This is a genomic window from Pseudomonas putida, assembly GCF_026625125.1.
Lineage (GTDB): Bacteria > Pseudomonadota > Gammaproteobacteria > Pseudomonadales > Pseudomonadaceae > Aquipseudomonas > Aquipseudomonas putida_X.
This window is the reverse complement of the sequence record NZ_CP113097.1, coordinates 1,176,760-1,202,545: the sequence shown is the minus strand read 5'-3', so window position 1 is coordinate 1,202,545 and position 25,786 is coordinate 1,176,760. Positions and strand designations below refer to the sequence as shown.

Genomic DNA, 25,786 nt, shown 5'->3' with positions numbered 1-25,786 from the left:
CGATGAGCACTGACGGTGCCAAGAATGGAAGCCGCTGGCTACCGCGCCTGATAGGCGTACTGCTGCTATTGATGGGCCTGGCGTTGCTGGCGGGCGGTATCAAGCTCAGCCAGCTCGGCGGGTCGCTGTATTACCTGATCGCCGGTATCGGCTTCGCCGTGGCGGGCGCACTACTGCTGGCTCAGCGCCGGCTTGCCCTGGGCCTGTACGGCCTGGTGCTGCTGGGCAGCACGGCCTGGGCACTGCTGGAGGTGGGCCTGGACTGGTGGCAACTGGTGCCACGCCTGGCCATCTGGTTCGCCATCGGCGTTGTGCTGCTGCTGCCTTGGGCACGCCGCCCGCTGACCGGGCCGGGCAACAAGGCCAATACCGCCCTGCTCAGCGTTGCCGTGCTCGCCTCGGGCGCTTGCGCGCTGGGCAGCCAGTTCACCCACCCGGGTGAAGTGTTTGGCGAACTGGGCCGCGACAACAGCGAAATGGGCAGTGCCGCCCCCGCGATGCCCGACGGCGACTGGCAAGCCTATGGCCGCACCGAGCATGGTGACCGTTATTCGCCGCTGCGCCAGATCACCCCGCAAAATGCCTACCGCCTGGAAGAAGCCTGGCGCATCCGCACCGGTGACCTGCCAACGGACAACGACCCGGTCGAGTTGACCAACGAAAACACGCCGCTGAAGGCCAACGGCATGCTGTACGCCTGCACCGCCCACAGCAAGGTACTAGCCCTGGACCCGGACACCGGCGCCGAGATCTGGCGCTACGACCCGCAGATCAAGAGCCCGGTGGGCACCTTCAAGGGCTTCGCCCACATGACTTGCCGCGGCGTTTCGTATTATGACGAGAACAACTACGTCAGCCGCGATGGCAGCCCGGCGCCGAAAGTCTCCGACGCAGGCCAGGCTGTCGCTCAAGCCTGCCCGCGCCGCCTCTACCTGCCGACGGCCGACGCCCGCCTGATCGCCATCAATGCCGACAATGGCAAAGTCTGCGAAGGCTTCGCCAACCAGGGCGCGATCGACCTGACTACCGGTATCGGGCCGTTCACTGCCGGCGGTTATTACTCCACCTCGCCGGTGGCGATCACCCGCAGCCTGGTGATCATCGGCGGCCATGTCACCGACAACGAGTCGACCAACGAGCCCTCCGGCGTGATCCGCGCCTACGACGTGCACGATGGTCGCCTGGTCTGGAACTGGGACAGCAACAACCCCGAAGACACCCAGCCACTGGCCCCGGGCAAGACCTACAGCCGCAACTCGGCCAACATGTGGTCGCTGGCCAGCGTCGATGAAGACCTGGGCATGGTCTACCTGCCGCTGGGCAACCAGACACCCGACCAGTATGGCGCCAACCGCACCCCGGGTGCAGAGAAGTACAGCGCTGGCGTGGTGGCCCTGGACCTTGCCACCGGCAAGGCGCGCTGGAACTACCAGTTCACTCACCACGACCTGTGGGACATGGACGTCGGCAGCCAGCCAACCTTGGTTCACCTGAAGACCAAGGAAGGCGTCAAGCCCGCGATCATCGTACCGACCAAGCAGGGCAGCCTGTACGTGCTCGACCGTCGTGATGGAACCCCCATCGTGCCGATCCGTGAGATCCCGGTACCGCAAGGTGCGGTCAAGGGTGACCACACTGCACCGACCCAGGCCCGCTCCGACCTCAACCTGCTGGGCCCGGACCTGACTGAACAGGCCATGTGGGGCGCCACGCCGTTCGATCAGATGCTATGCCGTATCCAGTTCCGTGAACTGCGCTACGAGGGCCAGTACACGCCACCGTCCGAGCAAGGCTCGTTGGTATACCCAGGCAACGTCGGCGTGTTCAACTGGGGCAGCGTCTCGGTCGACCCGGTGCGCCAACTGCTGTTCACCTCGCCGAACTACATGGCCTTCGTGTCGAAGATGGTGCCGCGCGAACAGGTTGCCGCCGGCAGCAAGCGCGAAAGTGAAACCAGCGGCGTGCAGCCCAACACTGGCGCGCCTTACGCCGTGATCATGCACCCGTTCATGTCGCCGCTGGGCGTTCCGTGCCAGGCGCCGGCCTGGGGTTACGTGGCAGCCATCGATCTGTTCACCAACAAGGTGGTGTGGAAGCGCAAGAACGGCACCACCCGTGACAGCACGCCGATTCCGATCGGCCTGCCGGTGGGTGTACCGAGCATGGGTGGCTCGATCGTCACTGCCGGTGGTGTGGGCTTCCTCAGCGGCACGCTGGACCAGTACCTGCGTGCGTATGACGTGAACAATGGCAAGGAGCTGTGGAAAGCCCGTCTGCCAGCGGGTGGCCAGGCCACGCCGATGACGTACACCGGCAAGGACGGCAAGCAGTATGTGCTGATCGTCGCCGGCGGCCACGGTTCCCTGGGCACCAAAATGGGCGATTACATCATCGCTTACAAACTCGCCGAGTAAGCGGCAAGCTACAAGCTGCAAGCTACAAGCTACAAGCTACAAGCTACAAGCTACAAGCTACAAGCAAGAGCGGGGCCTGCGCGGTCCCGCTTTTTTCTTGCAGCTTGAAGCTTGAAGCTTGAAGCTTGAAGCTTGAAGCTTGAAACCCATGAGCCAGCGCCCCATCTAAGCACCATAGCCATTCACGCAGGTGCCCCATGAGCGACCAGCAGGATTTTCCGGAACAACCCGACGAAAACAGCGAAATTGAACACCTTGAGGGTCAGGCCCAAAGCGCGCCTGGCCACGCACTTGCCCTGCCCGGCCAGCAATTGCCAGACAAGGTCTACGTGATTCCGATTCACAACCGCCCGTTCTTCCCCGCACAAGTACTGCCGGTCATCGTCAACGAAGAACCCTGGGCCGAAACCCTCGATCTGGTGGCCAAGACACCGGATCACTGCCTCGCCCTGTTCTTCATGGACACCCCGCCCGAAGATCACCGCCATTTCGACACCGCGGCCTTGCCCGAGTACGGCACCCTGGTCAAGGTGCACCATGCCAGCCGCGAAAACGGCAAACTGCAGTTCGTCGCCCAGGGCCTGACTCGCGTGCGCATCCGCACCTGGCTCAAGCACCATCGCCCGCCTTATCTGGTCGAAGTCGAATACCCACGCCAGCCAAGCGAGCCGACCGACGAGGTCAAGGCCTACGGTATGGCCCTGATCAACGCGATCAAGGAACTGCTGCCGCTCAACCCGCTGTACAGCGAAGAGCTGAAGAACTACCTCAACCGCTTCAGCCCCAACGACCCATCGCCTCTTACCGACTTTGCCGCCGCACTCACTTCCGCCACCGGCAACCAGTTGCAGGAAGTGCTCGATTGCGTGCCCATGCTCAAACGCATGGAAAAGGTCTTGCCGATGCTGCGCAAAGAGGTCGAGGTCGCACGCCTGCAGAATGAGATTTCGGCCGAGGTCAACCGGCAGATCGGCGAGCACCAGCGCGAATTCTTCCTCAAGGAACAGCTCAAGGTCATCCAGCAAGAGCTTGGCCTGACCAAGGACGACCGCAGTGCCGACCTCGAACAGTTCCAACAGCGCCTGCAAGGCAAGACCCTGCCAGAGCAGGCCAAAAAGCGCATCGATGAAGAAATGGCCAAGCTGGCCATCCTTGAAACCGGCTCCCCCGAGTACGCCGTCACCCGCAACTACCTTGATTGGGCCAGTGCCCTGCCCTGGGGCGTGTACGGCAAGGACAAGCTCGACCTCAAGCATGCGCGCAAGGTGCTCGACCAGCATCACGCGGGCCTCGATGACATCAAGGAACGCATTCTGGAGTTCCTCGCCGTGGGCGCCTGGAAGGGCGAGATCAGTGGTTCGATCGTCCTGCTGGTGGGCCCGCCTGGCGTGGGCAAGACCAGCGTCGGCAAATCCATCGCCGAATCGCTCGGCCGCCCGTTCTACCGGTTCAGTGTCGGCGGCATGCGCGACGAGGCCGAGATCAAGGGGCACCGGCGCACCTACATCGGCGCCCAGCCAGGCAAGCTGGTGCAGGCGCTGAAAGATGTCGAGGTGATGAACCCGGTAATCATGCTCGACGAAATCGACAAGATGGGCCAGAGCTATCAGGGCGACCCGGCCTCGGCGCTGCTCGAAACCCTGGACCCAGAACAGAATGTCGACTTCCTCGACCATTACCTGGACCTGCGCCTGGACCTGTCCAAGGTGTTGTTCGTGTGTACCGCCAACACGCTGGACTCGATCCCCGGCCCACTGCTCGACCGTATGGAAGTGATCCGCCTGTCCGGCTACATCACCGAAGAGAAGCTGGCCATCGCCAAGCGCCACCTTTGGCCCAAACAGCTGGAAAAGGCCGGCGTGGCCAAGACCAGCCTGACCATCAGCGATAGCGCCCTGCGCGCCGTGATCGAGGGCTATGCCCGCGAAGCCGGCGTTCGCCAGCTGGAAAAACAGCTGGGCAAACTGGTGCGCAAGGCGGTGATCAAGCTCTTGGATGCCCCGGATGCCAAGCTCAAGATCGGCACCAAGGACCTGGAGGCCGCACTCGGCATACCGGTGTTCCGCAGTGAGCAGGTGCTGGCAGGCAAAGGCGTGATTACCGGCCTTGCCTGGACCAGCATGGGTGGCGCGACACTGCCGATCGAGGCGACCCGCATCCACACGCTCAATCGCGGCTTCAAGCTCACCGGCAAGCTGGGTGATGTGATGAAGGAGTCTGCCGAGATCGCCTACAGCTACGTCAGCTCCAACCTCAAGCAATTCGGCGGCGATCCGGCGTTCTTCAACGAAGCCTTCGTTCACCTGCACGTGCCGGAAGGTGCCACGCCCAAGGATGGCCCGAGCGCCGGTATCACCATGGCCAGCGCACTGCTCTCGCTGGCCCGTGACCAGGCACCGAAAAAAGGTGTGGCCATGACCGGCGAGCTGACCCTCACCGGCCAGGTCCTGCCGATTGGTGGCGTACGCGAAAAGGTCATCGCGGCGCGGCGGCAGAAGATCTTCGAACTGATCCTGCCCGAGCCCAACCGCGGGGATTTCGAAGAATTGCCTGACTACCTGCGTGAAGGGCTGACCGTGCACTTCGCCAAGCGCTTTGCCGACGTGGCCAAAGTGCTGTTCTGACCCGCGACGGCCCCATCGCCTGCAAGGCCACCCCCGGTATTCCAATTGTTTGTGGTTCAGTGGAGTACCGGTGGGGGCCGGCGTGCAGGCGGTGAGGCCGGCACTGACAACACAAAACCCCTCTCTGTTCGGTTATCCTCAGGCCTTCGCCAGCCTCTGGAGCCACCATGACTGCCCCTCGTCTGCTCGTTCCCCTGAGCCTTGCCCTGCTCACCGCCTGCGCCCAGCAGCCCAGGCACACGGTCGAACTTGACGCTGAAAGTGAATGCCCCCAGCGCCTCAAGATCGGCCAGCCACTCACCCTGACCCTGCCCAGTAATCCCTCCACCGGCTACCGCTGGCTGGTGCAGAACCCGGCTTCGAACATCTTGCGCAGCCTCGGCCCCGAGGTTTACAGCGCGCCCGAGGACGCCGGCATCGTCGGCAGCGCGGGCTTATCCACCTGGCGCTTCGAAGCCCGCGCCGCCGGCGAAGGCCATCTGGTGCTGGTCTATCAGCAGCCCTGGGCCCCGGAAGTTCGGCCGGTGCAGACCTTCGATTGCGCGGTGCGGGTCGACTGAACGCACAGCGCTGGTCAGCCGACCATGCATCCTTGGCACGGTTTGGCTAGAATGCCGGCCCTGCCAATCGTCAGCCGCCTGGATTCACCGTGAGCAAACAACCCGACCGCCTTTTCTCCCAGCCTCTGGAGCAAGTTCCCGACTTCGTGTTCAACGAAGACGTGGTGCGTGTGTTCCCGGACATGATCAAGCGCTCGGTGCCCGGTTACCCGACCATCGTCGAGAACCTTGGTGTGCTGGCCGCGCGCTTCGCCCAGCCTGATACCGCCCTGTATGACCTCGGCGCATCGCTGGGCGCCGTTACCCAGGCGCTGCGCCGCCATGTGCGCAGCGAGGGCTGCCGGGTCATCGCCGTGGACAACTCCGCCGCCATGGTCGAGCGCTGCCGCCAGTACCTCACCGCGCAAGACTCGATGTTCCAGGAACTGCTGCCGGTTCAGGTACTGGAGGCCGACATACTGGCCCTGCCCTTCGAGCCCGCCTCGGTCGTAGCGATGAACTTCACCCTGCAGTTCATCGCCCCGGAACAGCGCCTGGCGTTGCTTGGCCGCATACGTCAGGCATTGCTGCCCGGTGGCGCACTGATCCTCTCGGAAAAGCTGCGTTTCGCCGATGACCAAGAGCAGGATCTGCTCAATGAACTGCACCTGGACTTCAAACGTGCCAATGGCTACAGCGAACTGGAAATCGCCCAGAAGCGCAGCGCCATCGAGAACGTGATGAAGCCCGACACCCTGCACACCCACACCGAGCGCCTGCACGCGGCAGGCTTCAGCAAGGTGGTGCCGTGGTTCCAATGCCTTAATTTCGCCTCGCTGATAGCCCTGCCATGATCGATCTGTCCCCTCTCGTCCGCCGCCTGGCGGGCACCCCACTGGCTTGTTGGTCGCAAGGCCTGCAAGCACAACTTCAAGCCAAGCTGGAGAAAGGCCACGGCGATCTCGAGCGCTGGCGCGGTGCGCTGGACGCCCTGCCGGCACTGCTGCCAAGCGAAATCGACCTGGTCGACGGCCTGCGGCTGGACTGTGACTGCGACGATGCCACCCGCGCGCAGATGCGCCACGCCCTGATGGGCCTGTCGCCTTGGCGCAAAGGGCCGTTCGACCTGTTCGGCGTGCATGTCGACACGGAGTGGCGCTCGGACTGGAAGTGGTCGCGCGTGGCTCCGCACCTGAACCTGCAGGGCAAGCGTGTGCTCGATGTGGGTTGCGGCAACGGCTATTACCAATGGCGCATGCTCGGCGCAGGCGCCGACATGGTCATCGGCGTTGACCCCAATTGGCTGTTTTTCTGCCAGTTCCAGGCCGTGCAGCGGTACCTGCCCGACTTGCCGGCTTGGCACCTGCCGTTTGCGCTGGAAGAGCTGCCAGCCAACCTGGAAGGTTTCGACACGGTCTTTTCCATGGGGGTGTTCTACCATCGCCGCTCCCCCATCGAGCACCTGCTGGCGCTCAAGGACTGCCTGGTCAAAGGGGGTGAGCTGGTACTGGAGACGCTGGTGGTCGAGGGCGACGAGCAGCAGGTACTGGTGCCTGAAGACCGCTATGCGCAGATGCGCAACGTCTGGTACCTGCCATCGGTACCGGCGTTGGAGCGCTGGTTGCGCCGTGCGGGTTTCAGCGATGTGCGCTGTGTGGATGTCAGTGTGACCAGTGTCGAGGAGCAGCGCAGCACCGAGTGGATGCGCTACCAGTCGCTGGGGGACTTCCTCGACCCGCACGACCATAGCAAGACCATTGAGGGATTGCCCGCCCCACGCCGCGCCACGCTGTTGGCGCGCAAATGAAGGCTTTGCGCAGCGTCATGCCAGTCAGTTGCTAACCGCCCTATCGCCGGCAAGCCGGCTCCCACAGGTAGGGCGCAAACCTCAAGAACTGCGCTGTACCTGTAGGAGTTGGCTTGCCGGCGATGGGCCGCAGAGCGGCCCCAAACTGCCTGACTGACGGCACTAACCCCTGCCCCGTCCGCAAACAGCCACGCAGCGATGATCAGCGCGAAGCTGCAACGATCAGCGCCTTCATCTCTGCCACCGCCGCCTTGAAACCTACGAACAGTGCATGGGCCACCAAGGCGTGGCCAATGTTCAATTCATTGATGCCCTTGATTGCCGCCACCGCCTCGACGTTGTGGTAATGCAGGCCATGGCCGGCATTGACGATCAGCCCCTGGCCGACGCCAAAAGCGACGCCATCGACGATCCTCTTGAGCTCCTCAGCAACCTCAGTCGGCGTTTGAGCATCGGCATAACGGCCGGTGTGCAATTCGATCGCCGGGGCCCCGACGCGGCGCGATGCCTCGATCTGCCGCTCGTCGGCATCGATGAACAGCGACACTTCAGCGCCAGTGCGCGACAGGCGCTCCACCGCTGCCTTGATCCGTGCCTCCTGGCCAGCCACGTCAAGGCCGCCCTCGGTGGTCAGTTCCTGGCGTGTTTCAGGCACCAGGCAGATGTGTGCCGGGCGAATCTTCTCGGCGAACGCCATCATCTCTTCAGTGACGCCCATCTCGAAATTCATGCGGGTTTGCAACACGTCCTTGAGCAACACCACATCGCGCTCCTGGATATGCCGGCGGTCTTCGCGCAGGTGCACGGTGATGCCATCGGCGCCTGCTTCTTCGGCATCCAGCGCAGCCTTGACCGGGTCCGGGTAGCGTGTGCCGCGGGCCTGGCGCAAGGTAGCCACGTGGTCGATGTTGACGCCGAGAAGCATACGGTTGCTGTGAGTCACGAAAGGCTCTCCTGAAGATTTAGCCCCACAGCATACGACGTGCTCAGCGCTTGCGAAACAGTTCCCGACTGACCAGCGGTTTTGGCCCCAGATGGACCGCCAGCGCCTGACGCATCAGGCGCTTGGCCGCCAGCAGAGCACCAGGTGCGTCCCAGTCCGCCTGAGCGAGGGCCAACAGCTGCGCGCCGTTGAACAAACCAGGCTGCACCAGGTAAACGCGCTCAAGGCCGGCATCGACCTGCAAGCGGTAAAGCCCCTCAGCCTCGATAGGCTCGTCGCTGACGTCGTGGTCAAGCGCAAAGGCGTAACCCAGGTCTTCCAGCAGGCGCCACTCGAAGGAGCGCAGCAGGGGCTCCAACGGCCGCCCGGCGGCCAGGGCCTGCAGGGTCAGTGCGTAGTGCTCGAAAAGTTCGGGTTGTGGTGCCTCGGCAGGCAGCAGGCGCATCAGCAGCTCATTGAGGTAGAGGCCGCTGAACAGTGCATCGCCATGCAGCCAGGCAGCGACGCCCATGCTGTCCAGGCGCCCGACGTTCTTGAGCTCACTGCGCCCGCGCAGTTCCACTTCCAGCGGCACGAACGGCCGCACCAGGCTGCCACCCTTGCCCCGTGCTCGGCGCAACACCGCGCGCACGCGCCCCTGCGGTGTGAAAAAGTCCACCAGCGCGCTGGTTTCCTTATAGGCACGGCTGTGCAGCACATAGGCCGGCTGGCCGACAGGTTGTTCCATGAAGTGTGGCCTGAAAGCAAAGCGGCCCGGAGAGATCCGGGCCGCTGGAAGGGTTACAGGTCGCCGTAGCCCAGCGAGCGCAGTGCGCGCTCGTCATCGGACCAGCCGCCTTTGACCTTGACCCAGAGGTTGAGCATGACCTTGGCGTCGAACAGGGTTTCCATGTCCTTGCGGGCGTCGGAGCCGATGCGTTTGATGCGCTCGCCCTTGTCGCCAATGATGATCTTCTTCTGGCCGTCCCGTTCAACCAGGATCAGCGCATGGATGTGCAGCACATGCCCTTGCTGCTTGAACTCCTCGATCTCCACGGTGATCTGGTAGGGCAACTCGGCACCCAGCTGGCGCATGATTTTCTCACGCACCAGTTCAGCGGCCAGGAAACGGCTGCTGCGGTCGGTGATCTGGTCTTCCGGGAAGAAGTGATCGTTTTCCGGCAGGTGCTTGGCGATCAGCGCCTCCAGTGCGTCGAGGTTGTGACCTTGCTGGGCAGAGATGGGTACCACCTCGGCATTGGGCAGTTGCTCCTGCAGCCACTGCAGGTGCGGGATCAGCTCGGCTTTCTCGTCCATGCGGTCGGTTTTGTTGACGGCAATGATCAGCGGGCCGGTCACGTACTGAACGCGTTCGAGCACCAGTTGGTCCTCATCGGTCCAGCGCGTACGGTCAACCACGAAGATCACCACATCGACGTCCTTGAGGGCCGCCGAGGCATTGCGGTTCATGTAGCGGTTCAAGGCCTTGTCGTTGGCCTTGTGCATGCCGGGGGTATCGACATAGATGGCCTGCACATCACCCTCGGTCTTGATGCCGAGCATGTTGTGGCGGGTAGTCTGTGGCTTGCGCGAGGTGATCGCCAGCTTCTGGCCGAGGATATGGTTGAGCAAGGTGGACTTGCCCACGTTGGGGCGGCCGACGATGGCCACGTAGCCGCAGCGGGTCGGATTGTTCTCAGTCATTGCCATTCTCCACGCCCAGGGCGATCAATGCGGCGGCGGCGGCGACTTGCTCGGCAATACGCCGGCTCACGCCCTGGCCACGGCTCTTGTTGTTCAGCAGCACCACTTCGCATTCGACGAAGAAGGTACGGCAGTGCGGTTCGCCCTGGATGTCCACCACCTCGTAGCGAGGCAGCTCACAGCTACGCGACTGCAGAAACTCCTGCAGGCGGGTTTTCGGGTCTTTGTTGGTATCGACCAGGGTCAGGCTTTCGAACTCGTCGGTCAGCCAGGCCAGCACGCGCTCGCGGGCGGTCTGCATGTCGGCATCAAGATAGATGGCGCCGATCAGGGCTTCGAGGGCGTCGGCCAGGATCGACTCGCGGCGGAAACCGCCGCTCTTGAGCTCACCGGAGCCCAGGCGCAGGTACTCACCCAGGTCGAAACCACGGGCCAGACGGGCCAGGGTCTCACCCTTGACCAGACGGGCACGCAAGCGCGACAACTGCCCTTCGCGGGCCTGCGGGAAGCGCTCGAACAGCGCCTCGCCGGCCACGAAGTTGAGAATGGCATCGCCAAGAAACTCCAGGCGCTCATTGTTGCGCCCGGCGTAGCTGCGATGGGTCAGGGCCAGCACCATCTGGTCCTGGTCTTTGAAGGTGTAACCGAGCTTGCGCTCGAGACGGGCAAGGGAAGCACTCATGCAGCCACCCGCTGGTTGTTCAACGCGTTGTTCAAATCAACATCCTGAAAGACTGTTTGGCTGTGGCCCGTCGCGGCGAGCAACGAATCTCTCGATCCCTGAGAACACAGCCTATGTCAGAAATGCATTCGGCGCTGTCTGCTGGACAGCGCCGAAGGGTATCAATGGATCAGGCCGACCCGCGACAGGTTGGGCAAGTGGCTGAGCTTTGGCTCTGGCCAGCTCATCCAGACCGCGAAGGCCTTGCCGACAATGTTCCGGTCCGGAACCATGCCGTGCAGTTCCTTGGGAATGTTCGGGTCATCCCAGTAACGGCTGTCGTTGGAGTTGTCGCGGTTGTCGCCCATCATGAAGTAATGGCCAGCCGGCACGGTCCACTGCTGGTCCGGCGGCATGCGATAACGGGTCATTTCCTTGCGGATCAAGTGCTCGGTTTCGCCAAGTTTTTCCTTGAACAGCTCGGCGCTGCCCAGGGTACCTGGCTCGGCACCGACCAATTGCTCGGCCACTGGCTGGCCATTGACGAACAGCCGCTTGTCGCTGGTGTAGCGGATCTGGTCGCCTGGCAGGCCCACCACACGCTTGATGTAATTGACGTTCGGGTCGCTTGGGTAGCGGAACACCATCACATCACCGCGTTGCGGGTCACCCACCTCGATGACCTTCTTGTCGATCACCGGCAGGCGAATGCCATACGAGAACTTGTTCACCAGGATGAAATCGCCCACTTCCAGGGTCGGTTTCATCGACCCCGAAGGAATCTGGAACGGCTCCACAAGGAAAGAGCGCAGCACCAGGACGATGAACAGCACCGGGAAGAACGACTTACCGTACTCGACCAGTAGCGGTTCCTTGTTCAGGCGCTCGACCACCGCCATTTCTGGCTGAGTGACACTACCCTGGTAGTTGGCGACCGCCGCCCGCCGGCGCGGAGCCAGGAACAGCAGGTCGATCAAGCCCAACAGACCGCAAACGGCAACGGCGATGACTAGCAACAGCGGGAAATTTAGCGACATAGGACCTAGCTATCCAACCTGAGCACGGCGAGGAAGGCTTCTTGTGGAATCTCCACGTTGCCCACCTGTTTCATGCGTTTCTTACCGGCCTTCTGCTTCTCCAGCAGCTTTTTCTTACGGCTGACGTCACCACCGTAGCACTTGGCCAGTACGTTCTTTCTGAGCGCCTTGACGGTTGTCCGCGCAATGATCTGGCCGCCAATGGCTGCCTGGATCGCCACATCGAACATCTGCCGCGGGATCAGTTCCTTCATCTTCTCGGTCAACGCACGGCCTTTGTAGGCCGCGTTGTCGCGGTGCACGATCAATGCCAGGGCATCGACCTTGTCGCCGTTGATCAGTACATCCAGCTTGACGAGGTTGGCCGATTGATAGCGATCGAAATGATAGTCCAGCGAAGCATAGCCGCGGCTGGTCGACTTGAGGCGGTCGAAGAAGTCCAGCACCACTTCGTTCATCGGCATGTCATAACGCACCTGAACCTGGCTGCCGAGGAACTGCATGTCGCGCTGTACGCCACGCTTCTCGATGCACAGGGTGATGACGTTGCCCAGATGCTCCTGCGGCACCAGGATGGTCGCGGTGACGATCGGCTCGCGGAAGTCGGTGACAGACGAAACATCAGGCAGCTTCGACGGGTTGTCGACCACGATGGTTTCGCCGGTCTTGAGTTCCAGCTCGTAGATCACGCTTGGCGCGGTGGTGATCAGGTCCAGGTCGTACTCGCGCTCCAGGCGCTCCTGGATGATCTCCATGTGCAGCATGCCCAGGAAGCCGCAACGGAAGCCGAAGCCCAGTGCGTCGGAGCTCTCAGGCATGTACTGCAGCGACGAGTCGTTCAGGGTCAGCTTCTGCAGGGCGTCGCGGAAGTCCTCGAAATCGTCGGAGCTGACCGGGAACAGGCCGGCATAAACCTGCGGCTGAATCTTCTTGAAGCCTGCCAGCATTTCGACCTCGGGGGTCGAGGACAGGGTCAGGGTGTCGCCGACCGGCGCACCATGGATGTCCTTGATGCTGGCAATGATGAAGCCAACTTCACCGGCTTTCAGGTCAGGGGTCTGGGTATGTTTCGGGGTGAACACACCCACGCTGTCGACCAGGTGCACCTTGCCGGTGGACTTGACCAGGATCTTGTCGCCCTTCTTGACGCGGCCCTGGCGCACGCGCACCAACGACACCACGCCCAGGTAGTTGTCGAACCAGGAGTCGATGATCAACGCCTGCAACGGGGCATCGATTTCGCCCACTGGCGCAGGGATGGTGTGGACCAGACGCTCGAGCACCTCGTCGACGCCCATGCCGCTCTTGGCACTGCACGCTACCGCATCGGTGGCGTCGATACCGATGATCTTCTCGATCTCGTCCTTGACCCGATCAGGGTCGGCCTGGGGCAGGTCCATCTTGTTCAGGACCGGCATGACCTCAAGGCCCTGCTCGATGGCGGTGTAGCAGTTGGCGACGGACTGGGCTTCGACGCCCTGGCCGGCGTCCACCACCAGCAGCGCACCCTCACACGCCGCCAGGGAACGCGAGACTTCATAGGTGAAGTCGACGTGGCCGGGGGTATCGATGAAGTTCAGCTGGTAGGTCTTGCCGTCCAGCGCCTTGTAGTGAAGCGTGACGCTGTGGGCTTTGATGGTGATCCCGCGTTCGCGCTCCAGGTCCATGGAGTCGAGAACCTGAGCTTCCATTTCGCGTGCCGTCAGGCCACCGCACAACTGGATGAAACGGTCGGCCAGCGTCGACTTGCCATGGTCGATGTGGGCGATGATGGAGAAATTGCGGATATGACTCAAATCACTCACGGGTCAACACTCGAAAAGGCTGCGAGCCGGACGCCCGCCGAAAAATAGCCGGGAATTGTACCTCAACCAGCAGGGATATGGGAGATTCCTCTGACGCACGATACAGGCTGAGTGCCCCCAATAATTGTGAACGTTCATGAAAAAGGGCAGCCGAAGCTGCCCTTTGCGACTGACAAGCCGGCTTATTCGGCCAGCTTGAAGGTGATGAAGCTGGCACGGCCCTGGCGCAGCACGCGCATGGATACCGAACGGTTCTTCGGCAGCTCCTTGGCAATTTCGGTGAACTGCTTGGCCGAGGCGATCGCCTGGTTGTTCAAGTGGCTGATCACGTCACCTGGACGCAGGCCAATCATGGCAGCCGGGCCGTCCTGGACTTCTTTGATGACCACGCCGCCCTTGAGCTCCAGGGACTTCTTCTGTTCGGCAGTCAGGTCGGAGACGGACACACCCAGGCGGTTGCTGCTGCGCTCTGCGCTGCCATCGGCACCCGTGCCGGTGCCGATATCGGCATCGTCATCAGGCATCGCACCAATGGTCACATCCAGGTTCTGGCGCTTGCCATTGCGGATGATTTCCAGTTTGGCCTTGGCGCCAGCTTTCAGGGTGCCGACCAAGTGTGGCAGGTCGGCCGACATGACAATCGGTTGGCCGTTCATGCTCAGGATTACGTCGCCCACCTGCAGGCCGCTCTTGGCTGCCGGGCCATCTTCCAGCACCTGCGCCACCAGGGCGCCGGCCGGCTTGTCGAGGCCGAAGGATTCAGCCAGGTCCTTGTTGACCTCCTGAATGACCACACCCAGCCAGCCGCGGCTGACCTTGCCGTCTTTCTTCAACTGATTGGAAACATCGAGCGCGACATCGATCGGGATGGCGAACGACAGCCCCATGAAACCACCCGAACGGGTGAAGATCTGCGAGTTGATACCCACGACTTCGCCATTCATGTTGAACAGCGGCCCACCGGAGTTGCCCGGGTTGATGGCCACGTCGGTCTGAATGAAGGGCACATAGGTGTCATTGGGCAGGGTGCGGCCTTTGGCGCTGACGATCCCTTTGGTCACCGAGTGATCGAAACCGAACGGCGAACCGATGGCCAGCACCCACTCACCCACCTTGAGCTTCTCGGAGTCGCCCAGTTTGACGGTGGGCAGGTTCTTGCCGTCGACCTTGAGCAGGGCCACGTCGGTGCGCGGGTCGGTGCCGACCAGCTTGGCCTGCAGCTCGCTGCGATCCGACAGACGGACGATGATCTCGTCGGCATCGGCAACCACGTGGTTGTTGGTCAGCACATAGCCGTCACTGGAAATGATGAAGCCTGAACCCAGCGACTGGGCCTCACGCTGACGGTCACCTCGGGGCGAACGCGGCTGCTGCGGTATGTTGCGCTCGAAGAACTCACGGAACATCGGCGGCAACCCTTCGAGGTCCGGCATCTGCCCGGCGGCAACACGGCGGTCCGGCAGCTTTTGCTTGGTACTGATGTTGACCACTGCCGGCGAGGCCTGTTCGACCAGGGTAGTGAAGTCAGGCAAGGCTTCCTCGGCCTGGGCAGTCAGCACCTGGCCGAGCATCAGCACGGCGGCGAACATCGATAGATAGGATTTCAAGCGTGGTATTGACATACGGCTCCCGTCACAACGAGCGTAGTTAACATAAGACCGCCTGCAAAGCAGGAAAGGTCAGACTCCAAGAAGCCTGACCTATAGAAAATTTACAGATGGATTGCAAATGACAATGCTTTAATTTCATTTCAGCTGCATGTCCGTGCGCCTTGGCATGCGCCGAAAAAGGGCGCCATTACTGGCGCGCCTGAGCATCCTGTGGCCGCATCGAGAGTGCGACGCGTTCTGCGGTACCCAGCGGAATTTCGCCGACCACGGTGACCATCACCTTGCCCTTGGGCGTGTTCAGGCGACGTGAAACGGCAGAGGTTGGGCCCAGTTGAGTGCGCACATCGGCACTGGCATCTTCGGTAACCGGCTCCAGAAACACCGAGAAGCGCGCCAGGCCATCGTCGTACATGAGACTGCTGACGGTGCTGTTGCGAGACGGGTCACGCCGCACGGCGCTGTTGATCAGCTCGAAACCCGGCGGCAGCCAGTCCGAGCGCCAGCCTGCGACCGCTTCGGTCTTGGTGCTGGCCACCCGTTCCACCGGTTTGCAGGCGGCGCTGGCCTTCAGATCGGCATCGGTTGGCAAGTCATCGGTATCCAGGCGCGTCATCTGGAAGCGTTCGAGCAACTGCCCCTTGTCGTTGAGCATCAACGAGCGCAGCGGCAGGCCGGTCTTGCTGTCCAGATGCAATTCGAATGCGTAGCGATGCTGGTCGCGCGGGGTCAGCGTGACGATGACCGCATCGCGCCCGGCGACACGAGCCTTGCCCGCTACAGCCAGATCGTACCAGCTCATCAATTTGAGGGGGTCGAGCATGCGCGGCGCGGCATCAGGCAAGTCGTTCACACCACTTGCCAAGGCACCGCCAATGCATTGCACCTTGCCATCCACCCGCACGATTTCCTGGGCGGTGCCGTCAAGCTGCAACAGCCGCTCGCTGACCTTGCCGTCATGCACTCGATGCCAGATATCGTGGGAGGAGAAGCTGCCATTTCGTTCGTAAACGAAGGAGCCCTGATAACTCTGCTTCTGTTCGGCTTGTGCCAGCTTGTTCAGCCATTCGCTTGCCTCAGGCGACGAATTGGCTGCCAACGCTGGCACCGTCATGCAACTGCCTACAAGCAGCGACAAGAGAGGTAGCGCGCGCATGATCCTCCTTACTTAGCGGTTTTCCAGGCTGGCGGCGCGGGCATACGGCAGGGCAGTTTCAGTACCCTTGAGCGCGGATTCCTGCGCATGCTGACGCAGGTAGCCCGGCAGACGCTGATCCCAGCCGGCCTGGTTCTGCAGCACGCCGTTGGCCATCGGCCCGGTCGGTTGCTCACTGCTCTCACTATAGCCTGCCAAAACGGCTGGGCCCTGAGTTTGTGGCATGCTCAGGCCCTGCTGGGCAGGTTGTTGCGCAGCCAGTTCGGCACCGGTGATCTCGTCCTGGTTGTACATGCGCACACCAGCCAGCACAGCGACAGTCACCGAGGCGGCAACGGCCAGACGGCCAATGCTGCGCCATGGGCCTTTGCTGACCTTGGCCGGCACGGCTTCGTCAGCCAGGGCGGCAGACACCGCCGAGGCGATATCCAGTTTCGGCAGCAACAGCTCCTTGTGCATCGCTGCGCGGGCAACCTGGTAACGCGACCAGGTGGCACGTGTTTCGGCATCGTCGACGGCGCTCAGCACCCGTCGCAATTCCAGTTCGTCCGCTTCGTTATCCATTACCGCGGACAGCGATTCCTGCAAAGCTTCACGACTCATGGCGGTTCCTCTCTTGGCTATCGCCGCTGTCTCAGGTTTCCTGCAACAAGGGCTGCAGGGCTTTGTCTATGGCCTCCCGAGCGCGGAAGATTCGAGAGCGCACGGTACCCACCGGACATTGCATGACACTGGCAATGTCTTCGTAACTCAACCCGTCGAACTCACGCAGGGTCAGTGCCGTGCGCAAATCTTCGGGCAGTTGCTGGATGGTGCGATGGACTGTGCCTTCGATTTCATCCCGCAACAGGGAGCGTTCTGGGGACTCGAGATCCTTGAGACCATGATCGCCGTCGTAAAACTCCGCATCCTCGGAGCTCACATCGCTGTCTGGCGGCCGTCTTCCACGGGACACCAGATAGTTCTTCGCCGTGTTGATGGCGATGCGGTACAGCCAGGTATAAAACGCGCTGTCACCGCGGAAATTGCCAAGCGCACGGTAGGCCTTGATAAAGGCTTCCTGCGCCACATCCTGGGCCTCGTGGGTATCGTGAACGAACCGCACGATCAACCCGAGAATCTTGTGCTGATACTTCAGCACCAACAGATCGAACGCTCGCCTGTCGCCGCGCTGTACGCGCTCTACAAGCTGCTGATCCTCTTCCTGGGTTAGCATGAACACTCCTCAGTGAACTCGAAGGAGCGTTGCATCAGCCATCGTTCAGGCTTGCAAACATAGACTCGGGCTTTTCGCAAAAGTTCTCTCCTCCAAGCAAGTTTCCTGCGGCCCTTGACTGGCTCGCACGGAAGACGCAGCGCGGGCACGGCCGGCAGCGTCGATAATCAGGTTTCGGATACGCAGGTGTCAGCCCGGATAGAGCCGCCGCCTCGCGTCGCCGCGCGAAATGATGGCGCACGGGCAGCCTTCTTAGGATTTCCAGCCATGTAGGAAAGTTCCCGGGAAGATTACCCTTACGTCGCAAGTGGCATGGAAATTGGCCACCACAGGCTGCTATAAAGGCAACCCGGCCGCTATTCACGATAGTTTCACAATGCCATCTACGCGTGACTATTGTGCCGTGCCCCCTCTGAAGATTACTAGTGTCCCGACATGAGCCAACAATTCCAACATGATGTCCTGGTGATCGGCAGCGGCGCAGCCGGTCTCAGCCTGGCACTCAACCTGCCCGCCCACCTGCGCATCGCCGTGCTGAGCAAGGGCGACCTGGCCAATGGCTCGACCTTCTGGGCGCAAGGCGGCGTGGCGGCGGTGCTGGACGATTCCGATACCGTGCAGTCCCATGTCGAGGACACCCTCAACGCCGGTGGCGGCCTGTGCCATGAAGAGGCGGTGCGATTCACCGTCGAGCACAGCCGCGAAGCCATCGAGTGGTTGATCGAGCAAGGCGTGCCTTTTACCCGCGATGAGCACGCCAGCGTTGACGATGGCGGTTTCGAATTTCACCTGACCCGCGAAGGCGGGCACAGTCACCGGCGCATCATCCATGCCGCCGACGCCACGGGCGCGGCCATTTTCACCACGTTGCTGGAGCAAGCCCGCAAACGCCCCAATATCGAACTGCTCGAGCAACGCGTAGCGGTCGACCTGATTACCGAGCGGCGCCTTGGCCTGCCCGGCGAGCGGTGCCTGGGCGCCTATGTGCTGAACCGCAACAGTGGTGAGGTGGATACCTTCGGCGCGCGTTTTACCGTGCTCGCTACCGGCGGTGCCGCCAAGGTCTACCTGTACACCAGCAACCCTGATGGCGCCTGCGGCGATGGCATCGCCATGGCCTGGCGCGCCGGCTGCCGGGTTGCCAATCTGGAATTCAACCAGTTCCATCCGACCTGCCTCTATCACCCGCAAGCCAAAAGCTTTCTGGTCACCGAAGCCCTGCGCGGCGAAGGCGCCCTGCTGCGCCTACCCAACGGTGAGCGCTTCATGCCGCGCTTCGACCCCCGCGAAGAACTGGCTCCGCGCGACATCGTGGCCCGGGCCATCGACCACGAGATGAAGCGCCTGGGTGTGGACTGCGTCTACCTGGACATCACACACAAACCGGCCGACTTCATCAAAAGCCACTTCCCGACCGTCTATGAGCGCTGCCTGACCTTCGGTATCGACATCACCCGCCAACCGATCCCGGTAGTGCCGGCCGCCCACTACACCTGTGGTGGGGTGGTGGTCGACGATCGCGGCCATACCGACGTTCCGGGCCTATACGCCATCGGCGAGACCAGCTTCACCGGCCTGCACGGCGCCAATCGCATGGCCAGCAACTCGCTGCTCGAGTGTTTCGTCTACGGCCGTTCGGCTGCCGCAGACATCGAGGACCGCCTGGCCCAGATCGCCATGCCCAAAGCCCTGCCCTGCTGGGATGCCAGCCAGGTCACCGACTCGGATGAGGATGTGATCATTGCCCACAACTGGGACGAACTGCGGCGGTTCATGTGGGACTATGTGGGCATCGTGCGCACCAGCAAGCGCCTGCAGCGTGCCGAGCACCGCGTGCGCCTGCTGCTGGACGAGATCGACGAGTTCTACAGCAACTACAAGGTCAGCCGCGACCTGATCGAGTTGCGCAACCTGGCACAGGTGGCGGAGTTGATGATCCGCTCGGCCATGCAGCGCAAGGAAAGCCGCGGGTTGCACTACACCCTGGACTACCCCGGGATGCTGGCTGAGGCCAAGGACACCATCCTGAGCCCCACCTGAGGGTCGATACCGCTTTGGCAGGCAAACTGCAAGGGCAGACGCGGCGCCTGCCTAGCGGGCCGCGACCTCTGCCCACCGGCGCCGGCTGAATTTCAGCCGTACCCGCAGACGCCGATGCTGATCAGCCGCCGTGGCATCGCCGACAACGCACTGGCTCTCGGCCAGCCAGCGCCCAGGCCTGGTGAACCGCAATACCACCAGGCCCGGCAGCGCCACGCTGTCGCGACACAGGCGCACCGCCTGCCAGCCCCCGGCACGACTGAAAAGCTGCCAGCCCGCTGCATCCCGGCGCAGGCCAGTGACGGCTTGAGCATGGGTCAGCAGTATGCGTCGAGGGATCACCCAGCGGGCGTGGGCCAGGCAAGCGCCTGAGACAGCGAGGGAAAACCACCAGGGCAGCGCACTCAGCCACAAGGCCAGCAACGCCAGCACCTGGCAGATCAGGTAGGCCGCCAGCAGCAGGCGCGAACCCTGCCAACGGCACTCGAAACATTCACTTGGGCTGGACACGGTCCAGAATGATGCGAACCATGCGCTGCAGCTCCGGGTCTTCGGACTCGGTACGCTCCATGAACCAGCCGAACATATCCTGATCCTCACAGCTCAACAGGCGAACGTAGAGTTCGCGATCGGCTTCGCTCAGGGTCGGGTAGACCTCCTGGGTGAAAGGCACCAGCAGTACGTCGAGTTCCAGCATGCCGCGACGGCTGTGCCAGAAAAGCCGGTTGAGTTCAGTTTGTTCGACCATGGGGCCCTCCTCAAATGGGCGGCCAGTATACAGCCAGGCGCACGAAGCGGCACGAGGCGTTGGTCTAGTCACCTACCTATTTTGTTACTGGCGTTCTATGATGGCCGCCAGTCTTTAGCCACCGCGATCCCCCATGGCCGATTCCGCTTTCTACTGCCCGCTGTCCCACGAGGGCATCCTCGCCGTCCGCGGCTCCGATGCCGGCAAGTTCCTGCAGGGCCAATTGACCTGCAACATCAACTACCTCAGCCCCGAGTACGCTAGCCTGGGCGCCCGCTGCATGGTCAAGGGGCGCATGCAGTCGAGCTTCCGCATCCTGCCCGAAGGCAACGGCTACCTGCTGGCCATGGCCAGCGAGCTGCTCGAGGCACAGCTGGCCGACCTGAAAAAGTACGCTGTGTTTTCCAAGGCCACGCTCAGCGACGAAAGCGCTGCCTGGGCGCGTTTCGGCCTGCAGGGCGGTGATGCGGCGCTGCTGGCCTTGGGTTTGAAGGTGCCGACCAACGCGGGCGCCACCGAACGCCATGAAGGCCTGATCGCCGTGGCCGTCTCCGAGGGGCGCGTGGAGCTTTGGGTACCGGCGGACACCGCCGCCAGCGTGCGCGAAAAACTGGCAGCCTCATTGCCTGAAGCACCGCTGAACGACTGGCTGCTGGGGCAGATTCGTGCCGGCATCGGCCAGGTCATGGGCCCGACCCGTGAGCTGTTCATCCCGCAGATGATCAATTTGCAGGCGGTCGATGGCGTGAGTTTCAAGAAGGGCTGCTACACCGGCCAGGAAATCGTCGCGCGCATGCAGTATCTGGGCAAGCTCAAGCGACGCCAGTACCGCCTGCTGCTGGACCAGCACGATAGTCCTGCCCCAGGGGCGCAGATCTTCTCGCCGACCCATGGCTCATCGGTTGGCGAAGTGGTCATTGCCGCTAGCACGGGCAAGGGCTGCGAACTGCTAGCGGTACTCAGTGCCGAGGCCGTGGAGGATGACAACCTGCACCTGGGCAGCCTGCAAGGCCCGCGCCTGCAGGTTTCGAGCCTACCCTACGAACTGGATCGCGACCGGGAAATCCAGCGCTGACCAGCCCGCCACCCCTGCTGTAGAGAAGTAAATGAACAAGCTGGCCGAGATGGTTCAAGCACAGTTGCTGGCTGCCATCGCCAACGATGACCTGGTCCTGCCGACGCTTCCGGAAGTTGCCCTGAGCATCCGTGAGGCCGCCGAGGACACGGAAATCAGCGTTGCTGCCCTGAGCAAGGTGATTGGCCGCGACGCGGCCCTCTCCGCCCGCCTGATCAAGGTAGTGAACAGCCCCCTGCTGCGGGCGGCGATCGAGGTCACTGACCTGCACACGGCCATCACTCGCCTGGGCATCAACTACAGCTGCAACCTGGCCATCGGCCTGGTGATCGAACAGATCTTCCACGCACGTTCATCGGCAGTCGAGCAAAAATTAAGGGATATCTGGGCCAACAGCCTTGAAGTGGCGGGCATCAGCTATGAAATCTGCCGCCGCTTCACTCACCTCAAGCCTGACCAGGCCACCCTCGGCGGCCTGGTCAACCAGATCGGCGCGCTGCCGGTACTGATCTACGCCGAAGAGCACAACGAACTGCTCTCGGACCCGGTATGCCTGCACTACGTGATCGAGCAGATCCAGCCTGTGCTGGGGGACAAGATCCTTTCGTCATGGGAATTCCCCGAGCAATTGGTCAACCTGCCAAGCCAGGTGCAGGACCTGGACCGGCGCACCGACAAAATCGACTACATCGACGTGGTGCAGATCGCCCGCTGCCTCAGCCAGCGCGGACGCAGCCGGCCTCTGGCTGCGTTGCCGGCCTATCGCCACCTGGGGTTGCCGTTTGGCACGGAGCTGGAGGTTGGCGAGCTGCTGGAAGCGCGGAGCATGCTGCGCTAGCCGTGCCTTGCCCGCCAACGGTGCCGCGCAGGCAAGACCTCAGTCAGCGATAAAACTCACGCGCACTTTCAGCCCGCCCTTCTCACCGTCGTGCAGGCTGATCTGCGCCAGGTGCGCGCGACAGATCTCACCGACGATCGCCAACCCCAAGCCAGTGCCTTGGGCGCTGCGTCGATAGAAGCGCTCGAACACCCGCTCGCGCTCATCTTCGGGGATACCGGGGCCATCATCCTCGACCTCCAGTACCGCTGGCGCCAGCACCCGCAAAATCACATTACCGCCCGCCGGGGTATGGGCCAGCGCATTGTCCATCAGGTTGCTGAGCAATTCGTTGAGCAAGGTCGGCTCACCTTTGAGCCACACCGGCGCCGCGGCCTCCAGCGCCAAGGCCACACCACGTTTATGCGCCAGCGGCGCCATGGCCATGCCCAGCTCGCGGGCCAGCTGGCTGAGGTCCAGGCGCTGAGCGCCACCCTCGGCGATTGCCCGGGCGCCATTTTCCACACGGGCCAACGACAACAGCTGGTTGGCCAGATGGGTCAGCCTGTCAGTGCCTTGGGCGGCAGACTCCAGCGTCTGGTGCCACTGTTCGGGCTGTTTCGCGCGCAAGCCCAGCTCGACCCGCGCCTTGAGGGCCGCCAACGGCGTGCGCAGTTCGTGGGCGGCCTCGGCAATGAATTGCGCCTGGCGCTCGAACTGCCCTCGCAAGCGTTCGGTGAAGTGATTCAAGGCACGCACCAGCGGGTCAAGCTCACGCTGCACCTGCACCAGCGGCAGCGCGCGCAGGTCATCCGGCTGGCGCTCCTCCACGGCTTTGCGCAGACGCTCCAGCGGGCGCAGCGCCGCACTCACCGCGAACCAGACCATCCCCAATGCCCCGAGCGCCAGCATGCCCAGGCGCAGCAGGGTGTCGGCCATCAGCCCACGGGCCATGCTCACCCGCGCCTCCTCGGTCTCGGCCACCCGGATTTCAGCCATGCCGTTCATGTTCGGCTCGCTTACAGCCTTGAGCAGGCTGACCACGCGCACGTCCTGCCCGAGGTAGGTGGCGTTGTAAAAGCGCGCCAGCGCTGGGTAATCGTCCGTACGCGGTGTGCCTGGCGGCGGGGGCGGCAGATTCTCGTAGCCCGAGATCAGTTTCTGGTTGATGTCCAGCACCTGGTAGTAGATGCGCCCGGCACTGTCGTAGGCAAAGGTGTCCAGCGCCACGTAGGGCACGTCCGCGCTAAGGGTGCCGTCGCGCTGGGACAAGCCGGCGGCGATGGTCCGCGCCGATGCCAGCAAGGTCCGGTCGTAGGCCGTATCGGCAGCCTCGCGCCCATTCCAGTAGGCGCTCAGGCCGCTGGCCAGCATCAGCACGACCAGCAGCAGCGCCAGGTTGCCCAGCAAGCGCCCGCGCAGGCTGCCATTGTCACGCATCGCGGTGCTCGAGCAGGTAGCCGAGGCCGCGGAATGTGACAATGGCCACCGGCTGGCCGTCGAGCTTCTTGCGCAGGCGGTGGATGTAGATTTCGATGGCGTCGGGGCTGGCCTCTTCGTCCAGGCCAAAGACCTGGGCGGCCAACTGCTCCTTGCTCATCACCCGGCCGGGCCGGGCGATCAGCGCCTCGAGTACGCTCTGCTCACGGGAGGTCAGGGTCAGGTGGTCCTCGCCCAGGGTGAACCGCCGGGTATCAAGGTCATACACCAGCGGACCGCAGCGTTGCTGGCGCTCGCCGCCCAGTACGCTGCGCCGCAGCAGCGCCTTGACCCGTGCTTCCAGCTCGGTCAGCTCAAAAGGTTTGGCCAGGTAGTCGTCGGCGCCCAGGTTCAGGCCATGCACCCGGTCCTTCACATCGCTGCGCGCAGTCAGCATCAGCACCGGCAGGGTCTTGCCGCGCCCACGCAGGCGGGCCAGCACCTCAAAGCCGTCCATGCGCGGCAAGCCCACGTCGAGCACGGCAACGGCGTACTCCTCGCTGGCCAGCGCCAGGTCGGCGGCCACGCCGTCATGCAGCACATCCACGGTCAAGCCATGGCTCTTCAGGGCCTGGGCCACGCTTTCGGCCAGTTGTACGTGGTCTTCGACCAGCAGCACACGCATCGAATTCTCCCTGCTCGGGTGGGGCGGTGGCGCGGAGTGTACCGCTGTAGCCCGGTCTGTGAAGCCCCTCGTAACAAACCTTTCAAGCTGAAAGGTTAGCGAAAGGTTCGTTACCTAGCATCGCACCACGGTCGCCCCATGCGCCGAAAAAAAGCACCAGCAAGGTGCAACCAATAAGAACAATAACGGAGTCATCCTCGATGCTGTCATCGCAGCCGCAGGCGTTCGCGCCTACCCGTTCCCTTTCCGCACGCCCATACGCCTACGCTTGTGCCTTCGCGCTTGCCGGCGTCGCCCCGATGAGCCAGGCCGCCTTCTTCGAAGACAGCACGGCAACCTTCGAAACCCGCAACATGTACTTCAACCGCGACTTTCGCGACGGCACCAGTGCGCAGCAGTCCAAGCGCGACGAGTGGGCCCAGGGCTTGATGCTCAACTTTGAGTCCGGCTACACCGACGGCACCGTGGGCTTTGGCCTGGACGCCTTGGGCATGCTCGGCATCAAGCTCGACTCAAGCCCCGACCGCGCAGGCTCTGGGCTGTTGCCGACCCACGATGATGGCAAGGCCGCCGATGAGTACTCCAAACTCGGCCTGACCGGCAAAGTGAAAGTGTCCCAGACCGAACTGAAAATCGGCTCGCTGATCCCCGAACTGCCGACCCTGCAGCCCAACGATGGCCGCATCCTGCCGCAAACCTTTGAGGGCGGCCTGGTCACCTCCAAGGAGATCAAGAACCTCACCTTCACCGGCGGGCGCTTGGAGAAGGCCAAGGATCGCAATGACACCAACTGGGAAGACCTGGCCCTGAACAACAAGAACGGCCGCTTCGGCGGCACGTTCTCGGCCGACAACCTCGACCTGGGGGGCGTCGACTACCAGTTCACCGATCGCATCACCGGCAGCTACCACTTCGCCCAGCTCGACGACATCTACCGCCAGCACTTCCTCGGCATGGTCGCCACCCAGCCTTGGGGCCCGGGCACCTTCGGTGCCGACCTGCGCCTGGCAGTGAGCGACGATCAGGGCCAGGCCAAGGCCGGTAGCATCGACAACACCACCGTCAACGGCATGTTCAGCTATGCCTTGGGCGGGCACAAGGTGAGCGCCGCCTACCAGCACCTGTCAGGTGACAGCGCCTTCCCTTATGTCGATGGTGCCGACCCATACTTGGTCAACTTCGTGCAGATCAACGACTTCGCCGGGGCCGACGAGCGCTCGTGGCAAGTTCGCTACGACTACAACTTCGCGGCGCTGGGCGTCCCGGGCCTGACCTTCATGACCCGCTACATCAACGGCGACAACGTCAGCCGCGCCGATGGCAGCGAGGGCAAGGAGTGGGAACGTAATACCGAGTTCAAGTACGTGGTACAAAGCGGCCCGTTGAAAAACGTCGCCGTGCGCCTGCGCAACGCTACCTTCCGCTCGAATTTCGCCCGCGATGCCGACGAAGTACGGCTGCTGGTGAGCTACAGCGTCGCCCTGTGGTAACCCATAACAACAACGCTCAC

Annotated in this window: 23 protein-coding genes; 9 read left to right on the top strand and 14 right to left on the bottom strand. The window is 62.7% G+C overall.

Annotation, left to right across the window (positions count from 1 at the left end; genetic code table 11):
* Window positions 1–2 precede the first annotated feature (2 nt).
* The 5 genes from OSW16_RS05540 (at window position 3) to cmoB (ending at window position 7,384) form a co-directional block, all read left to right on the top strand.
* A complete protein-coding gene (locus OSW16_RS05540) occupies window positions 3–2,414 on the top strand; it encodes a glucose/quinate/shikimate family membrane-bound PQQ-dependent dehydrogenase (protein WP_241804845.1) in 2,412 nt (803 codons plus the stop codon).
* A gap of 197 nt (window positions 2,415–2,611) precedes the next feature.
* On the top strand, window positions 2,612–5,038 hold the full coding sequence (gene lon, locus OSW16_RS05535) for an endopeptidase La (RefSeq protein ID WP_267821357.1): 2,427 nt from the start codon (window positions 2,612–2,614) through the stop codon (window positions 5,036–5,038).
* 167 nt (window positions 5,039–5,205) lie between these two features.
* Window positions 5,206–5,598, top strand: a complete 393-nt coding sequence (locus tag OSW16_RS05530) for a protease inhibitor I42 family protein (protein ID WP_267821355.1) — start codon at window positions 5,206–5,208, stop codon at window positions 5,596–5,598.
* Window positions 5,599–5,687: 89 nt separating this feature from the next.
* A complete protein-coding gene (gene cmoA, locus OSW16_RS05525; RefSeq protein WP_241804842.1) occupies window positions 5,688–6,431 on the top strand; it encodes a carboxy-S-adenosyl-L-methionine synthase CmoA in 744 nt (247 codons plus the stop codon).
* Window positions 6,428–7,384, top strand: a complete 957-nt coding sequence (gene cmoB, locus OSW16_RS05520; RefSeq protein WP_267821353.1) for a tRNA 5-methoxyuridine(34)/uridine 5-oxyacetic acid(34) synthase CmoB — start codon at window positions 6,428–6,430, stop codon at window positions 7,382–7,384. Before cmoA ends, cmoB begins: the two co-directional genes overlap by 4 nt.
* 202 nt (window positions 7,385–7,586) lie before the next feature.
* On the opposite strand, the gene pdxJ is transcribed toward cmoB, so the two are convergent.
* The 10 genes from pdxJ to rpoE form a co-directional block, all read right to left on the bottom strand.
* Entirely contained in the window at window positions 7,587–8,309 is a 723-nt protein-coding gene (pdxJ, locus tag OSW16_RS05515) for a pyridoxine 5'-phosphate synthase (protein WP_372490472.1), read from the bottom strand.
* Between the two features lie 61 nt (window positions 8,310–8,370).
* Window positions 8,371–9,054, bottom strand: a complete 684-nt coding sequence (gene recO, locus OSW16_RS05510; protein ID WP_267821349.1) for a DNA repair protein RecO — start codon at window positions 9,052–9,054, stop codon at window positions 8,371–8,373.
* 53 nt (window positions 9,055–9,107) lie between these two features.
* Window positions 9,108–10,010 carry a GTPase Era gene (gene era, locus OSW16_RS05505; protein ID WP_046787792.1) on the bottom strand — a complete coding sequence of 301 codons (903 nt, stop codon included), beginning with the start codon at window positions 10,008–10,010 and terminating at the stop codon, window positions 9,108–9,110.
* Window positions 10,003–10,692, bottom strand: coding sequence for a ribonuclease III (gene rnc, locus OSW16_RS05500; protein ID WP_012312992.1), 690 nt, complete (start codon window positions 10,690–10,692; stop codon window positions 10,003–10,005). The genes era and rnc overlap by 8 nt, the downstream gene beginning before the upstream one ends.
* 161 nt (window positions 10,693–10,853) lie before the next feature.
* Complete coding sequence (gene lepB / locus OSW16_RS05495) at window positions 10,854–11,708, bottom strand: signal peptidase I (protein ID WP_241804838.1); 855 nt, start codon at window positions 11,706–11,708, stop codon at window positions 10,854–10,856.
* A gap of 5 nt (window positions 11,709–11,713) precedes the next feature.
* A complete protein-coding gene (lepA, locus tag OSW16_RS05490; protein ID WP_267821346.1) occupies window positions 11,714–13,513 on the bottom strand; it encodes a translation elongation factor 4 in 1,800 nt (599 codons plus the stop codon).
* 182 nt (window positions 13,514–13,695) lie between these two features.
* Window positions 13,696–15,102, bottom strand: a complete 1,407-nt coding sequence (locus tag OSW16_RS05485) for a DegQ family serine endoprotease (RefSeq protein ID WP_372490471.1) — start codon at window positions 15,100–15,102, stop codon at window positions 13,696–13,698.
* Window positions 15,103–15,310: 208 nt separating this feature from the next.
* Window positions 15,311–16,276 carry a MucB/RseB C-terminal domain-containing protein gene (locus OSW16_RS05480; RefSeq protein ID WP_267821341.1) on the bottom strand — a complete coding sequence of 322 codons (966 nt, stop codon included), beginning with the start codon at window positions 16,274–16,276 and terminating at the stop codon, window positions 15,311–15,313.
* A gap of 12 nt (window positions 16,277–16,288) precedes the next feature.
* Window positions 16,289–16,879, bottom strand: a complete 591-nt coding sequence (locus tag OSW16_RS05475) for a sigma-E factor negative regulatory protein (RefSeq protein WP_267821339.1) — start codon at window positions 16,877–16,879, stop codon at window positions 16,289–16,291.
* A 31-nt stretch (window positions 16,880–16,910) separates the two neighbouring features.
* Window positions 16,911–17,492 (bottom strand): RNA polymerase sigma factor RpoE, encoded by a 582-nt coding sequence (gene rpoE, locus OSW16_RS05470; RefSeq protein ID WP_003252049.1) that lies wholly within the window; start codon window positions 17,490–17,492, stop codon window positions 16,911–16,913.
* Between the two features lie 435 nt (window positions 17,493–17,927).
* On the opposite strand from rpoE, the gene nadB reads away from it, so the two are divergent.
* Window positions 17,928–19,532, top strand: coding sequence for an L-aspartate oxidase (nadB, locus tag OSW16_RS05465; protein ID WP_267821337.1), 1,605 nt, complete (start codon window positions 17,928–17,930; stop codon window positions 19,530–19,532).
* A gap of 51 nt (window positions 19,533–19,583) precedes the next feature.
* Here nadB and OSW16_RS05460 read toward each other — a convergent pair whose 3' ends face one another.
* Window positions 19,584–20,042 carry a protein YgfX gene (locus OSW16_RS05460; protein ID WP_241804827.1) on the bottom strand — a complete coding sequence of 153 codons (459 nt, stop codon included), beginning with the start codon at window positions 20,040–20,042 and terminating at the stop codon, window positions 19,584–19,586.
* Complete coding sequence (locus OSW16_RS05455; protein WP_008094993.1) at window positions 20,026–20,280, bottom strand: succinate dehydrogenase assembly factor 2; 255 nt, start codon at window positions 20,278–20,280, stop codon at window positions 20,026–20,028. The genes OSW16_RS05460 and OSW16_RS05455 overlap by 17 nt, the downstream gene beginning before the upstream one ends.
* A gap of 133 nt (window positions 20,281–20,413) precedes the next feature.
* On the opposite strand from OSW16_RS05455, the gene OSW16_RS05450 reads away from it, so the two are divergent.
* Both OSW16_RS05450 and OSW16_RS05445 read left to right on the top strand, forming a co-directional pair.
* The gene (locus OSW16_RS05450) at window positions 20,414–21,355 is read left to right on the top strand and encodes a YgfZ/GcvT domain-containing protein (protein WP_267821334.1); all 942 of its coding nucleotides are present in this window, start codon (window positions 20,414–20,416) and stop codon (window positions 21,353–21,355) included.
* 31 nt (window positions 21,356–21,386) lie between these two features.
* A complete protein-coding gene (locus OSW16_RS05445) occupies window positions 21,387–22,193 on the top strand; it encodes an HDOD domain-containing protein (protein ID WP_267821332.1) in 807 nt (268 codons plus the stop codon).
* A gap of 39 nt (window positions 22,194–22,232) precedes the next feature.
* On the opposite strand, the gene OSW16_RS05440 is transcribed toward OSW16_RS05445, so the two are convergent.
* Together OSW16_RS05440 and OSW16_RS05435 are read right to left on the bottom strand one after the other, a co-directional pair.
* The gene (locus tag OSW16_RS05440) at window positions 22,233–23,612 is read right to left on the bottom strand and encodes a sensor histidine kinase (RefSeq protein ID WP_267821330.1); all 1,380 of its coding nucleotides are present in this window, start codon (window positions 23,610–23,612) and stop codon (window positions 22,233–22,235) included.
* The gene (locus OSW16_RS05435; protein WP_267821328.1) at window positions 23,605–24,276 is read right to left on the bottom strand and encodes a response regulator; all 672 of its coding nucleotides are present in this window, start codon (window positions 24,274–24,276) and stop codon (window positions 23,605–23,607) included. The genes OSW16_RS05440 and OSW16_RS05435 overlap by 8 nt, the downstream gene beginning before the upstream one ends.
* Window positions 24,277–24,476: 200 nt before the next feature.
* Here OSW16_RS05435 and OSW16_RS05430 point away from each other — a divergent pair, with 200 nt between their 5' ends.
* Entirely contained in the window at window positions 24,477–25,766 is a 1,290-nt protein-coding gene (locus OSW16_RS05430) for an OprD family porin (RefSeq protein WP_267821326.1), read from the top strand.
* Window positions 25,767–25,786 lie beyond the last annotated feature (20 nt).